Source organism: Streptomyces sp. NPDC058653, assembly GCF_042716895.1.
Lineage (GTDB): Bacteria > Actinomycetota > Actinomycetes > Streptomycetales > Streptomycetaceae > Streptomyces.
The window spans coordinates 92389-105929 of the sequence record NZ_JBHXRM010000007.1 but is presented as its reverse complement, the minus strand read 5'-3'; the positions used below and the strand labels follow the sequence as shown (position 1 = coordinate 105929).

14 protein-coding genes and 1 riboswitch are annotated in these 13541 nt (G+C 70.2%); of the genes, 3 read left to right on the top strand and 11 right to left on the bottom strand.

Annotated features, from left to right (window positions below):
* Positions 1–77 precede the first annotated feature (77 nt).
* Positions 78–311, bottom strand: coding sequence for a glucose PTS transporter subunit EIIB (locus tag ACFWU9_RS08740; RefSeq protein WP_384315748.1), 234 nt, complete (start codon positions 309–311; stop codon positions 78–80).
* 229 nt (positions 312–540) lie between these two features.
* On the opposite strand from ACFWU9_RS08740, the gene ACFWU9_RS08735 reads away from it, so the two are divergent.
* Both ACFWU9_RS08735 and ACFWU9_RS08730 read left to right on the top strand, forming a co-directional pair.
* Positions 541–1821 (top strand): PTS transporter subunit EIIC, encoded by a 1281-nt coding sequence (locus ACFWU9_RS08735; protein WP_384315746.1) that lies wholly within the window; start codon positions 541–543, stop codon positions 1819–1821.
* Between the two features lie 430 nt (positions 1822–2251).
* Positions 2252–3514, top strand: a complete 1263-nt coding sequence (locus ACFWU9_RS08730) for a PTS transporter subunit EIIC (RefSeq protein ID WP_384315745.1) — start codon at positions 2252–2254, stop codon at positions 3512–3514.
* 91 nt (positions 3515–3605) lie between these two features.
* Here the strand turns inward: ACFWU9_RS08730 and ACFWU9_RS08725 are convergent, their stop codons facing one another.
* Positions 3606–4358 (bottom strand): MBL fold metallo-hydrolase, encoded by a 753-nt coding sequence (locus tag ACFWU9_RS08725; RefSeq protein WP_384315743.1) that lies wholly within the window; start codon positions 4356–4358, stop codon positions 3606–3608.
* A 210-nt stretch (positions 4359–4568) separates the two neighbouring features.
* Here ACFWU9_RS08725 and ACFWU9_RS08720 point away from each other — a divergent pair, with 210 nt between their 5' ends.
* The gene (locus ACFWU9_RS08720) at positions 4569–5072 is read left to right on the top strand and encodes a type II toxin-antitoxin system PemK/MazF family toxin (RefSeq protein ID WP_384315741.1); all 504 of its coding nucleotides are present in this window, start codon (positions 4569–4571) and stop codon (positions 5070–5072) included.
* 31 nt (positions 5073–5103) lie between these two features.
* On the opposite strand, the gene ACFWU9_RS08715 is transcribed toward ACFWU9_RS08720, so the two are convergent.
* The 9 genes from ACFWU9_RS08715 to ACFWU9_RS08675 all read right to left on the bottom strand — a co-directional run bounded on the left by ACFWU9_RS08715 (position 5104) and on the right by ACFWU9_RS08675 (position 13313).
* Positions 5104–6558 (bottom strand): hypothetical protein, encoded by a 1455-nt coding sequence (locus ACFWU9_RS08715; protein WP_384315739.1) that lies wholly within the window; start codon positions 6556–6558, stop codon positions 5104–5106.
* 119 nt (positions 6559–6677) lie between these two features.
* Positions 6678–7628 (bottom strand): PLP-dependent cysteine synthase family protein, encoded by a 951-nt coding sequence (locus ACFWU9_RS08710; RefSeq protein ID WP_384315738.1) that lies wholly within the window; start codon positions 7626–7628, stop codon positions 6678–6680.
* A complete protein-coding gene (locus ACFWU9_RS08705; protein WP_384315736.1) occupies positions 7628–7945 on the bottom strand; it encodes a MoaD/ThiS family protein in 318 nt (105 codons plus the stop codon). Before ACFWU9_RS08705 ends, ACFWU9_RS08710 begins: the two co-directional genes overlap by 1 nt.
* Positions 7946–8037: 92 nt before the next feature.
* A complete protein-coding gene (locus tag ACFWU9_RS08700) occupies positions 8038–8151 on the bottom strand; it encodes a putative leader peptide (RefSeq protein WP_354608293.1) in 114 nt (37 codons plus the stop codon).
* A 69-nt stretch (positions 8152–8220) separates the two neighbouring features.
* Positions 8221–9069, bottom strand: coding sequence for an ABC transporter ATP-binding protein (locus tag ACFWU9_RS08695; protein ID WP_384315733.1), 849 nt, complete (start codon positions 9067–9069; stop codon positions 8221–8223).
* Positions 9066–10118: a FecCD family ABC transporter permease gene (locus tag ACFWU9_RS08690; protein ID WP_384315732.1), complete on the bottom strand. Its 1053-nt coding sequence runs from the start codon at positions 10116–10118 to the stop codon at positions 9066–9068. The genes ACFWU9_RS08695 and ACFWU9_RS08690 overlap by 4 nt, the downstream gene beginning before the upstream one ends.
* 10 nt (positions 10119–10128) lie before the next feature.
* The gene (locus ACFWU9_RS08685) at positions 10129–11118 is read right to left on the bottom strand and encodes an ABC transporter substrate-binding protein (RefSeq protein ID WP_384315730.1); all 990 of its coding nucleotides are present in this window, start codon (positions 11116–11118) and stop codon (positions 10129–10131) included.
* 40 nt (positions 11119–11158) lie between these two features.
* Positions 11159–11305: riboswitch (cobalamin riboswitch) on the bottom strand.
* Positions 11294–11707 (bottom strand): Mov34/MPN/PAD-1 family protein, encoded by a 414-nt coding sequence (locus ACFWU9_RS08680; protein WP_384315728.1) that lies wholly within the window; start codon positions 11705–11707, stop codon positions 11294–11296. It overlaps the preceding riboswitch by 12 nt.
* 136 nt (positions 11708–11843) lie before the next feature.
* The gene (locus ACFWU9_RS08675) at positions 11844–13313 is read right to left on the bottom strand and encodes an amino acid permease (protein WP_384315726.1); all 1470 of its coding nucleotides are present in this window, start codon (positions 13311–13313) and stop codon (positions 11844–11846) included.
* Positions 13314–13541 lie beyond the last annotated feature (228 nt).

Genomic DNA, 13541 nt, shown 5'->3' with positions numbered 1-13541 from the left:
CGTTCCGGTTCTCCCTTGTACGTACAGGGGTTGTCCGGATCGGCCCCTCGGGCGCGGCGTTCAGCGAGCGCGGGCGTTCACATCATGTCTTCGATGTCCGCGGCGATCGGGTCGGCGTCCGTGCCGATCACGACCTGAATCGCGGTGCCCATCTTGACGACCCCGTGGGCGCCCGCGGCCTTCAGCGCGATCTCGTCGACCTTGGACGGGTCCACGACCTCGGTACGGAGGCGGGTGATGCAGCCTTCGACCTCTTCGATGTTCTCGATTCCGCCGAGGCCGGCGACGATCTTCTCAGCCTTGCTGGCCATGTCCTGCTCCCTGCTGTCCAAGGGGTGGTGTCCCGGTTCACCGTGGGTGTTCACCGCGGGCGCACACCCTGGGTCCGATTTTTCACGTTAACGCACAGTTGGCCCATCTTCACGGGCGGGTAACCGGCCCATCCCGAAAGATAACGGTCACCAGTGGTACGCCGTCCGGGGCCGGGCCCCGGGAGCGTATCGCAGCTGGTCTACACCACTGTGCCACGGGAGGACGCAGATGAGTTCGACGGGTGCCGACGCGTCAGCGGTGCCCCCCGCGCCCCGGCGACGTTGGTGGAACGGCCTGTTCCAGGGCCTTCAGAAAGTGGGGCGCAGCCTCCAACTCCCCGTGGCGGTCCTCCCCGCGGCGGGTCTGCTGGTCAGCCTGGGCAATCTCTTCGACGCGTATCTGCACGGCGACTTCTGGGACAGGACGACCGCGGTCTTCCTCCAGGGCGGCAACGCCATCCTGGACGGGAGCTTCGGTCTGCCGCTGCTCTTCTGTATCGGGGTGGCGATCGGCTTCGCCAAGAAGGCGGACGGGTCGACCGCGCTCGCCGCCGTCGTCGGCTTCATCGTCTACCACAACGTGCTCGTGGCGTTCCCCGCCGACGGCACGGTGACCGACGACCTGCCGGAGGGCACCCCGCAGAATCCGGGTGTGCTCGGCGGCATCCTGATCGGTCTGCTGACCGCCGTGGTCTGGCAGCGTTTTCACCGTACGAGACTGGTGGACTGGCTCGGCTTCTTCAACGGCCGCCGGCTGGTGCCGATCCTGATGGCGTTCCTGGGGGTGATCCTCGGGGTGGCGTTCGGGCTGCTGTGGCAGCCGGTGGGTGACGGGCTGACGTCGTTCGCGAAGTCGCTGATCGATCTGGGCGCGTGGGGCGCGGGCATCTTCGGCGTCGCGAACCGGCTGTTGATCCCGATCGGTATGCATCAGTTCCTGAACACCTTCTTCTGGTTCCAGGCGGGCGAGTTCACCACGAAGGACGGGACGGTCGTACGCGGCGACCTGACACGGTTCTTCGCCCAGGACCCGACGGCGGGGCAGTTCATGTCGGGCTTCTTCCCGATCATGATGTTCGGTCTGCCGGCCGCCGCGCTGGCGATCGCGCACTGCGCGCGCCCGGAGCGGCGGAAGCAGGTGACGGGGCTGATGTTCTCGGTCGCCCTGACGTCGTTCGTGACCGGTGTGACGGAGCCTCTGGAGTTCTCGTTCATGTTCGCGGCGCCGCTGCTGTACGGGCTGCACGCGCTGCTGACGGGTGCGTCGCTGGCGATCACGTGGGCGCTCGGGGTGCACGCGGGCTTCAGCTTCTCGGCGGGCCTGATCGACTACGTCGTCAACTGGCATCTGGACACGAAGCCTTGGCTGATCATTCCGATCGGGCTCTGTTTCGCGGTCGTCTACTACATGATCTTCCGGTTCACGATCACGAGGTTCGACATCCCGACTCCTGGGCGGGAGCCGGTGGAGCTGGAGAAGGAAGTGGAGAAGGAGAACACGGAGAAGTGAGCGCGGAGAGGTGAGCGCGGCGCGGTGAGCGTGGAGGGGTGACCACCGGGGCGTGACCACCGCAGGTGAGCGCTCCCGCCGGCCGGCCCGCGCGGCGCTCCCCGGGACCACTCCCGCGAGGACCCCCGGACCACCCCCGGTCCGGGGGTCCTTTCGAGGTCCTTCCGGGCCTCTTCCGGGCTTCTTCCGGCGTCCTTTCGGGGTGCTTTCGCGTGCCCGCCGGACACCCTCCGCGACGCTCCGACATCAGGAAGCGCCGAGTCCAGATCGAAAGATTACGAAGGTTCCTTATTCAACCCTCACCATGCTACAACTGGTCTACACCACTCATAGGTGTAGACCACATGGCCGCGCGCCGTGTTTTCCCCGGGTCGCCGCCACTCCCCGTCTTCCCTGTTCACGGCGGTGCCCTGTCCTCTGGAGGAAGTTGATGTCCACGGCCAGCGCCGCCCCCGCGGCGAACAAAAAGGGCTCCGGCGTGATGTCCGTCATGCAGCGCATCGGCCGCAGCCTCATGCTGCCGGTCGCCGTGCTGCCCGCCGGTGCCCTTCTGGTGCGCCTCGGCAACCCCGACATGCTCGGGCGCGATTCGTTCCCCACCTTCATCACCAAGATCGCCGGTTACATGGCCGCCGGCGGCGGCGCGATCCTCGACAACATGCCGCTGCTCTTCGCCGTGGGCATAGCCATCGGCTTCGCGAAGAAGTCGGACGGCTCGACCGCGCTCGCGGCCGTCACCGGTTATCTGGTCTTCCAGAAGGTCCTCGCCACTTTCACGGACAAGAACCTGCCGCAGGTCGCGAGCGTCGCCGACGGCAAGATAGTCATGTCGGACGCCCCCGTGAACGCGGGCGTCCTCGGCGGTGTCGTGATGGGCATCGTGGTCGCCCTGCTCTACCAGAAGTTCTACCGGACGAAGCTGCCCGACTGGGCGGGCTTCTTCGGCGGCCGTCGTCTCGTCCCGATCCTCTCCGCCTTCGCGGGTCTGCTCATCGGCATCGTCTTCGGTCTCATCTGGCCCGTCCTCGGCGCCGGTCTGCACAACTTCGGTGAGTGGCTGGTCGGCTCGGGCGCCGCCGGCGCCGGCATCTTCGGTGTCGCGAACCGCGCGCTGATCCCGATCGGCATGCACCACCTCCTCAACTCTTTCCCGTGGTTCCAGGCCGGTTCGTTCGAGGGCAAGAACGGCGACATCGCGCGCTTCCTCGCCGGTGACCCGACGGCCGGACAGTTCATGACCGGCTTCTTCCCGATCATGATGTTCGCGCTGCCCGCCGCCTGTCTCGCGATCTACCACTGCGCACGTCCCGAGCGGCGCAAGGTCGTCGGCGGCATGATGTTCTCGCTGGCACTCACCGCGTTCGTCACCGGTGTGACCGAGCCGATCGAGTTCACCTTCATGTTCATCGCCCCGGTGCTGTACGCGATCCACGCCGTGCTGACCGGTGTCTCCATGGCGCTGACCTGGGGGCTGGGCATGAAGGACGGCTTCGGCTTCTCGGCCGGCGCGGTCGACTTCTTCCTCAACCTGGGGATCGCGACCAACCCGTGGGGGCTGGCGCTGGTCGGACTCTGTTTCGCGGCCGTCTACTACGTGGTCTTCCGCTTCGCCATCGTCAAGTTCAACCTGCCGACGCCGGGCCGGGAGAGCGACGAGGAACTGGCCGAACTCCAGAAGGCCGAGGCCAAGTAGCCACCGCCGCACCACGGACAGGACGGTGCCCCCGGCCCTTCCCGGCCGGGGGCACCGTCATGTTCGGGCGCCGGCGTCGACGCGTGGGGGCTCAGATCTCGTACACCGCGCCCGGCGTTGCCAGTTCGACCGGTCCGGCGTACTCCGACCGCGCGTCGGTCAGGTTCCGCTCCGCGTCGGTCCACGGCGGGATGTGGGTGAGGACGAGTCTGCGCGCGCGTGCGCGGGCCGCGTGCTCGCCGGCCTCACGGCCGTTGAGGTGGAGGCCCGGGATGTCCTCCTTGCCGTGGGTGAACGCGGCTTCGCAGAGGAACAGATCCGTCTCGTGGGCCAGCTCGACCAGGGCCTCGCTGACGCCGGTGTCGCCGGAGTAGGTGAGCGATCTGCCGTTGTGCTCGACGCGGATGCCGAAGGTGTCGACGGGGTGGGCGACCTTCTCCGTACGGACCGAGAAGGGCCCGATCTCGAAGGAGCCCGGCTTGAGCGTGTGGAAGTCGAAGACCTCGCTCATGGACTTGTCCGTCGGGGTGTCCGCGTGCGCGGTGGTCAGGCGCTGTTCGGTGCCGTCGGGGCCGTAGACGGGGATGGTGTCGCAGCGTCCGCCGTCGTGGCGGTAGTAGCGGACGACGAAGTAGCCGCACATGTCGATGCAGTGGTCGGCGTGCAGATGGCTGAGGAAGATGGCGTCGAGGTCGTAGAGACCGCTGTGACGCTGCAACTCGCCGAGGGCACCGTTGCCCATGTCGAGGAGCAGCCGGAAGCCGTCGGCCTCTACGAGGTAGCTGGAGCAGGCCGATCCCACGGAGGGGAAGGAGCCCGAGCAGCCGACGACGGTGAGCTTCATGGAGCGTGAACCTCCGTGCGGGGAAGGGGGGCGACGGGGGTCGTTCGGTCTGTCGAGCGTAAGGCGCTAAAGGCCTGGTCGCTCCTCCACACCGGCCTGTTGTGGGGGAACTCACCTGCTCTGTCACCGGTTCGGGCGGACCTCGCCGCCGGGCGGCGGGCGCGGGATCGCACGGTGCCCGTGCGGGGCGGCGGCGGTACGGTCTGGGGCATGGACACGTCCTGGTGGGTGGCTCTGGTCGTCGTGGTGGTGCTGGCGATGGTCGCCACGGTCGTCGACGGGCGGGGCCGCGGTCCCCGGCCGCCGCGAGGGCGCTCGCGGCGCTCACGGCCGCCGGGCCGTACGGACGGCGGGCCGCCGGGCGGTCGCGCCGGGACGGGGCCGGGGACGCGTGCGGGCGGCCGGGGGCCGAAGCCGGGCGAGATCTGGTGGGCGATGGTGCCGTACGAGGACGGGAGCGGGGAGAAGGACCGGCCCTGTCTGGTGCTCTCGGTACGGGGCCGGACGGTGCTGGTCGCGAAGATCACCAGTAAGTTCCATGAGGAGCGCCCCGGCGTGATTCCGCTGCCGCCGGATGTGGTGGGCGACACGGAGGGACGGCGGAGCTACCTGGAGACGGACGAGTTGCGCAGGGTCGATTCGCGGGCGTTCCGGCGCCGGGTCGGCACCGCGGATCCGGGGCTGTGGCGCCAGGTCCGGCATCTGGCGCGCTGACGACGCCCCCGCCTGACGCCCGCGCGGAGCCCTAGGGCAGCGGTGCCGTCGGGTACCGCGGTGGGACGTACGGGCGTGGCACGCGGCGTATCAGGGCGATGGCGACGAGCATCGCGGCGCCGGCCGCGAAGGAGCTGGTCAGGCTCCAGCCGACGGTGGCGTCCCGGTAGTAGTCGGAGAGCCGGTCGTACTGGACGCCCGCGAGGTCGCGCAGCTGGATGTAGACGGCGATGCCCAGCAGCGCGAGGGCCGCGCCGCGCGCGGCCGGGACGTCGCACAGCAGCAGTACGCCGACGATCAGGAACGCCGCGATCAGCGCGGTGTTGTAGTAGGTGAAGCCTGCCGAAGTCCCGAACCCGCCACGGGCGTTGATGTTGAGCAGTTCGTGCCACCACTCGGAGAAGGCGCTCCGCCCGCCGCCGGGCGCGACGGCCTCGTGGAACTCCCGCAGATTGCGGGCGTACCAGAATCCCTGCACCGCGCCGACGAGGATCAGCAGGACGCCCGCCGCGCGCCGGCCGACGGTCGCTGGCTCGCGGGGTACGTCGCGTTCGCGCGCGACCAGCATCAGGGCGAGCACGACGGCGCCGACGAGGAAGGCGAACAGATGGGTGACGACGATCAGCGTGCCGCGCCCGCCGTCGAAGACGGCCTCGCGGTACTCGGCCTGGGTGAGGCCGCTGATCTGGCGGGCGCCGACGCCGAGCAGCAGGAACGCGAGGAGCAGCGCGGCGCCTCGGGCGAGGGCGCGCCGGGCGAGCGCGGCGACGCCGACGACGAGCAGGGCCCCGGCGAGGGCCCATTCGTGGGCGGTGAGTACGAGCAGCGGGCGGCCCGGCTCGTTCATGACGAGGCTTTCGAGGAGCGTGTCCGCGTCGACGCTCACGTTGATCGCGGCGTCGACGATCCAGCCGACGAGGACGCAGGCGAAGAGGGTCAGCAGGATGCCGGAGGTGACGTAGAGGCCCGAGTGCCGACGGGCCGCGCGACCGGCGGGTACCGGTGGTGCGTACGGCTGGGGCGGGCCGAAACCCGGTGGGCCGTAAGCGGGCGGGCGGTAGCCGGGCGGCCCATGGCCCGGGCCGGAACCGTAGCCGGGGCCGGGGTCGTATTCCGGACCGGAACCGTAGCCGGGGTCATGTCCGGGGCCGGGGTCATGTCCCGGGCCGGGGTCATGTCCGGGACCGAAGCCGGGCGGCCCGTATCCCGGGCCGGAACCATAACCGGGGCCGGGACCGAAGCCGGGCGGCCCATGGCCCGGGCCGGGACCGTATCCCGGGCCGGAACCGTAACCGGGGCCGGGGTCGTATCCCGGGCCGGAACCGAAGCCGCGGTCGGGGCCGGGGTCATGTCCCGGGCCGGGACCGTAGCCGGGGTCGTATCCGGCGCCGTGGCCCGGGGTGTTGGCGGGACTGTCGGCGGGGCCGGTGGCGTTCCCGGGACCGGGGCCTTCCGGACCCCCCGTACCCCTCCAGCGGTCGTCCATCTCTGCCCCCCGTTTGTGTCGGTGCGCGTGGATCGACACCGATCGTCACCGTCGGCAACGTGGTGCGACAGCCCCCGTACGAGGACTGTTGCACCACTGTTGCCGGACGGCCGTGGGGCTCAGGCCCAGAGCTGGCCCTGAAGCGTCTCGATCGCCTCTTCGTCCGTGGCCGCCGTGTAGACGCCGGTGGAGAGGTACTTCCAGCCTCCGTCGGCGACGACGAAGACGATGTCGGCGCTCTCGCCCGCGGCGACGGCCTTCTTGCCGATGCCGATGGCCGCGTGCAGGGCGGCGCCGGTGGAGACTCCCGCGAAGATGCCTTCCTGCTGGAGGAGTTGGCGGGTGCGGGTGACGGCGTCGGCGGAGCCGACGGAGAAACGGGTGGAGAGGACGGACTCGTCGTACAGCTCGGGGACGAAGCCCTCGTCGAGGTTGCGCAGACCGTAGACCAGGTCGTCGTAGCGCGGTTCGGCCGCGACGATCTTGACGTCGGGCTTCTGCTCGCGCAGATAGCGGCCGACGCCCATGAGCGTGCCGGTGGTGCCGAGTCCGGCCACGAAGTGGGTGACTGACGGCAGGTCGGCGAGGATCTCCGGCCCGGTGGTGGCGTAGTGGGCGCCCGCGTTGTCCGGATTGCCGTACTGGTAGAGCATCACCCAGGTCGGGTTCTCGGCGGCCAGTTCCTTGGCGACGCGTACGGCGGTGTTGGAGCCGCCCGCGGCCGGTGAGGGGATGATCTCGGCGCCCCACATGGCGAGCAGTTCGCGCCGCTCCTGCGAGGTGTTCTCCGGCATCACGCAGATGATCTTGTAGCCCTTGAGCTTCGCGGCCATCGCGAGCGAGATACCGGTGTTGCCGCTGGTCGGCTCCAGGATGGTGCAGCCGGGGGTGAGCCGGCCGTCCTTCTCGGCCTCCTCGACCATCCGCAGGGCCGGGCGGTCCTTGATGGAGCCGGTCGGGTTGCGGTCCTCCAGCTTGGCCCAGATCCGGACGTCGTCCGACGGGGACAGCCGCGGCAGCCGTACGAGGGGGGTGTCGCCGACGACCGCGAGCGGGGAGTCGTACCGCATCAGAGCGCGGGCATGTCGGGCATCGGCGTCCGGGGCGCGCCGCCGGCGACGGCGGGGAGGATGGTGATGCTGTCGCCGTCCGAGAGCTTGGTGGAGACGCCGTCGAGGAAGCGGACGTCCTCGTCGTTGAGGTAGACGTTCACGAAACGGCGCAGCTGGTCGCCGTTGTCGCCGTCGATGATGCGCTCGCGGATGCCCGTGTGGCGGGTTTCGAGGTCGGTGAGCAGCGCTGCGATGGTGTCACCGTTGCCCTCGACGGCCTTGGCTCCGTCGGTGTAGGTGCGGAGGATGGTCGGGATACGGACCTCGATGGCCATGGCGTGGGCTCCTGTCGGAGAAGAGGCGTGACGGGCGCGCGGCTCTGCCCCCGCGCGGGGGGTGGTGCTCGGGATGGGCGTCCTGCCGCGGCTCAGGCGGCAGCGCCGGCCGTACACATGGCGCTGGCGAGTCGGCACAGATCGACGTGCAGCCGCGCCACCAGCAGATCGCCTGGTGTCTTGTCGCTCACGTCGTGGGAAACCATGGGGTCATCGTATCGATTCCCGGTCCGCATCCCGGTATGTGATCTCGGATGATGGACGTTCGCCGTTCGTCAGTTGGACGTGGCGGCGGGACCGGTGCCCGCGGCGGCCGGTGACGCGGGCAGATAGACCACGGTGGGGGCCCCGGTCCGGGGGTGGGGCGTGACCTCGGCCGCCACCTCGTAGACATCGGCCAGCAGCCCGGGGGTGAGGACGTCGGCGGGGGTTCCCGAGGCGACGACCTCGCCCGCCTTGAGGACGTACAGCCGGTCGCAGAAGTACGCGGCGAGATTGAGGTCGTGCAGCGCGAGCAGATTGGTCGTCCCCAACTCCCTTATCAGGCTGAGGACTTCGAGCTGGTGACGGATGTCCAGATGGTTGGTCGGTTCGTCCAGGACGAAGAGCGCGGGCCGTTGGACGAGGGCGCGGGCGACGAGGGCCCGCTGGCGTTCGCCGCCGGAGAGGGAGGGGAAGGCGCGGTCCGCGAGCGGGGCGATGCCGACGCGTGTCAGGGCGGCGTCGGTCAGGGCGCGGTCGGCCGCCGTGTCCGGCTCCCAGAACCGCCGGTGCGGCGAGCGGCCCATGGCGACGACCTCGCGGACGGTGAGTTCGAACTCGGTCTGTCCGTCCTGCGGGACGGTGGCCACGCGCCGGGCACGCGCCTTGGCCGTCATGGTGTGCAGGTCCCCGCCGTCCAGCAGGGCCCGGCCGTGGGTGGGGCGCAGCGCGCCGTAGACGCAGCGCAGGAGCGTCGTCTTGCCGCTGCCGTTGGGGCCGACGAGCCCGACGGTCTCGCCGGGGGCGGCGGTCAGGTCGACGGCGTCGACGAGGTGCCGGCCGTCGCCGACTCCGTACGACAGGCCCTCCACGCGCAGTGTCGCGGCACCGGATCTCCTGTCAGGGTTCGTCTCGGCGCTCATACCGGGGCTCCTTCGGGGCGGCGGCGCATCAGCCACAGGAAGAACGGGCCGCCGGTGAGCGCGGTGAGGACGCCGACGGGGATGTCCTGCGGCGCGGCGACGGTACGGGCGGCGAGGTCCGCGACGACGAGCACGACCGCCCCGCCGAGCGCGGCGACGGGCAGCAGCGGCCGGTGCGCCGCCCCGACCGCCATCCGCGCGGCGTGCGGCACGAGCAGCCCGACGAAGCCGATCGCGCCGCTCGCCGCGACCATCACGCCGGTGACCAGCGAGGCGAGGACGAAGACGGCGGCGCGGAAGCGCGCGGTGTCCAGCCCGAGCGCGGTCGCGCCCTCCTCCCCCACCAGCAGCAGGTCCAGCGGTCGGGCGAGCGCCATGAGGGCGGCGGTCCCGGCGACGAGGACGAGGGCCGGGACGACGAGTGTGCTCCAGCGGGCGCTGCCGAGCCCGCCGAGCGACCAGAACAGCGCCTCCTGGAAGTGTTCGGGCCGGGCGGAGACGACCAGGATCAGGGTGGTGAGGGCGGAGAGGATGTACGAGACGGTGACCCCGGCCAGGACGAGCCGCCCGCCGGTCATCGTGCCGCCGCGCCGGGCGAGGGCGTAGACGAGGGTCATCGCGACGAGCGAGCCCGCGAAGGCGGCGGCGGGCATGGCGAGGGTGGTGGTGATCCCGCCGCCGATACCGCTTCCGATGCCGAGGACCAGGACGAGTACGGCGCCGGTGGACGCCCCGGAGGAGATCCCGAGCAGGAACGGGTCGGCCAGCCGGTTGCGTACGAGGGCCTGGAGGACGGTGCCGACGACGGCCAGCCCGGCGCCGACGACCGCGCCGAGCAGCACACGCGGCAGCCGTACGTCCAGGACGATCGTGCGGAAGGGGCCCGGGTCCGCGCGGCCGGAGAGGATCGTGAGGACCTCGCCGGGCGGGATACGGACGGAGCCGAGCGCGAGCCCGGCGACGACGGCGCAGGCGAGCGCCGCGGCGAGCCCGGTGAGGACCAGGGCGTGGCGCGGCCCGCGCCGGACGGGTGCTGTCCTGCAGCTCACGGCCGGGGCCCTACTCGCCCGCCTCCGGGTGGAGTTGGTCTGCGAGACGGCCGACCGCGGCGGGGGCGCGGACGCCGAGGACGGCGTCCGAGAGCGGCATCACGGCGAAACGCTTGTTCCTGATCGCCGGGACGTCCTTCAGTACGGGGTCCTCCAGCAGCCGCTTCTTCTTCTGGGCGACGGTGGTGGAGCCGTAGTCGTAGATGACGATCGTCTCGGGCCTGCGGGCGACGACCTGCTCCCAGGTGGCGTCGCCGAAGGACTTGTCGAGGTCGGCGAAGACGTTGCGGCCGCCGGCCCGTTCGATCAGCTCGTTGCCGATGCCCGCGCCGCCCGCGGTGAAGGCGGTCTTGTCGCCGCTGTCGTAGACGAAGACCGGGACCGGCTTGACGCCCTTGAGTCCGGCGGCGGTGGTGGCGAGCGTGGCGCGTGCGTCGGCTGTCCACCTCCCGGCGCGGCCGGCGACGCCGAAGGTCCGTCCGACCTCCTTGATCTCGCGGAAGAGGTCGTCCATGGAAGTACCGCCGTCCTCGGGGCAGTTCTCCAGATTGAGCCGGGTGTCGACACCGGCGTCCGCCAGGTCGTCGCGGGTGCGGCCGTCCTTGGCGGCGAAGGCGCTGGTGTAACCGCCGTAGACGAGGTCGGGATTGACGGAGAGGAGTTTCTCCTTGGAGGGGTACTCCTTGGCGACGACCGGGACGCTCTCGTACGCCTTCTCGTAGGCGGGCAGGACGGCGTCGTCGAGCCAGGCGGTGCCGACGAGGGAGTTGGTGAGACCGAGTTCGATCATGATCTCGGTGACGTGCTGGTTCATCGTGACCACACGCTTCGGGGGTGCCTCGAAGGTGGTCCGCACACCGCAGTTGGCGACGGTGTACGGGAATCCGGCGGCCGGCGCTCCGGCGTGCTCGGCCGGTTCCGGGCCGGAGCCGCAGGCGGCGAGCGGGAGCAGCAGCGGAAGCAGGGCCGCCGGTATGAGGGCGTGGCGCCGCAAGGACATGACTGGGCCTCCTCCGGGGGATTTCCGCGTCCCCTGGCATGGTGGGAGAAGGGCGACAGGTCAGTTCCTGGCTTCCGGGCCCCCGGGTGCAAGGGGGGCCTGGTCACAGTGGCGGGACCGTGCCGGATTCGCACCGGCTTCCTGGGTCCTGCCGCCCTGGTTCGGCGTCAGTGTGTCAGACGACCGTGACTTCCTCTTCTGTGACCGTGCCGTCGACGATGCGGAACGAGCGGAACTGGAACGGGCCCATGTCGTCGGTGTCGGCGGTGGAGACCAGCACGTAGTGGGCGAACGGCTCCACGGCCCGGTCGATGTCGGTGCGGGAGGGGTACGCCTCGGTCGCGGTGTGCGAGTGGTAGACGACGATCACGTCCTCCTCGCGCCGCCGCATCTCCTTGTCGACCTGGTTGTGCTCGTCGCCGTCCCACTCGTAGTACGTGGGTGAGCGGGCCGCGTTGCGCATCGGGATGAAGCGCTCGGGCCGGTCGCTGTCCTCGGGGCCCGCGATCAGGCCGCAGGCCTCGTCGGGGTGGTCGGCCCGTGCGTGGGCGACGATCTGGTCGTACAGCGCCTGGGTGATGGTGAGCATGAGTGGAAGGATAAACGGGTGGCCTCCGCGGCTGAGATACGGAGGCCACCTGGTGAGACGGCCGGTGGGACGGCGCGTGGGGCGCCGGCGGGGCCGGGGCCGCGGAGCGGGACCGGGGCCGCCGCGTGCGGCCGGGTCAGTCGGAGATCTTCGCGTACTCCGGCTCGTACGGGCCCTCCGGCTCGTCCCGGCCCGGGCCCGCGAGGTCCCTGTCGCCGCGCTTGAGCAGCGCCCAGCCGCCGACGAGGAAGACCGCCCAGACGGCGCCGACGTAGAGCGAGATGCGCGCGTCGGAGTCGTAGGCGATCAGACAGGTCACGAAGGCCAGGAAGACCAGCGCCACCCAGCTCAGCGCCGAGCCGCCCGGGGCGGGGAACGAGGACGCCGGCAGCCGACCGGCGACCACGGCGGAGCGGTACTTGATGTGGCTGATGAGGATCATCATCCAGGTCCAGATCCCGGCCGCGGTGGCGACCGAGGTGACGTAGAGGAACGCCTTCTCCGGGACGACGTAGTTGAGGACGACGCCGATGCCCATCAGGGCGACGGACGCGGCGATGCCGGCCGCCGGTGTCCGGCGGGTGTTGAGCCTGCCGAGGGCCTGGGGGGCCTCCTTGTTGGCGGCGAGGTCGCGCAGCATCCGGCCGGTGGAGTACATGCCGGAGTTGCAGGACGAGAGTGCCGCCGTCAGCACCACGAAGTTGACGATGCCGGCGCCGAGCGGGATGCCGATCTTGGCGAAGGCGTGGACGAACGGGCTCTCGCCCTCGCTGAACTCGGTCCACCGCACGACGGCGAGGATGACGGTGAGCGCTCCGACGTAGAAGACGATGATGCGCCAGGGCAGCGTGTTGATCGCCTTGGGGAGCGTCTTCTCGGGGTTCTCGGACTCGCCCGCCGTGACGCCGACGAGTTCGACGGCGAGGTAGGCGAACATCACGCCCTGGAGGGTCATCAGGCTGGAGCCGATGCCGTTGGGGAAGATGCCGCCGTGCTGCCAGAGATTGCCGGTGGCGGCGGTCTCGCCCGCGTCCGAGAAGCCGAGGGTCAGTACGCCGAGTCCGATGACGATCATGCCGATGATCGCGGTGACCTTGACCATCGAGAACCAGAACTCGACCTCGCCGAAGATCTTGACGGAGATCAGGTTGACGCCGAAGAGCACCACGAGGAAGACCAGGGCGCTGACCCACTGCGGGATCGCGGGGAACCAGAAGTGGATGTAGATCGCGGCGGCCGTGAGTTCGGCCATGCCGGTGACGATCCACATGAGCCAGTACGTCCAGCCGGTCACGTATCCGAAGAACGGGCCGAGGAACTCCCGGGCGTACTCCGCGAACGAGCCGGAGACGGGCCGGTAGAGGAGCAGTTCGCCGAGCGCCCGCATGATGAAGAAGATCACCACGCCGGCGAGGGCGTACATCAGGATGATGCTCGGCCCCGCCTTGGCGATGTTCGCGCCGGCGCCCATGAACAGCCCGACGCCGATGGCGCCGCCGATCGCGATCATCTGGACCTGGCGGCTGCCGAGTCCGCGTTCGTAGCCCTCCTCCGAGGTCTTGCCGGAGGGGCCTTCCGAGGTGTTGTCGACCTGTGGGGAGGTCATGGTGATGCGCCCTTTCTCCCTGCCTGTGCCGGTGGTCGTGAAGATTTACCACGGCTCCGGCGGCGATCCGCGGAGGTCGCTGTGGCGCGGCACACAGGAAGAAGCGGACGAATCACACGCCGAATCGCAAAGCATGCGGGCGCGGAGACGGGATCGTTATGAGGAGTTGAGCGTCCGTTGAGCAAACGGAAGGTGTCCGTCCGAAGACGGTGTGAGGGCGCGTGGGGG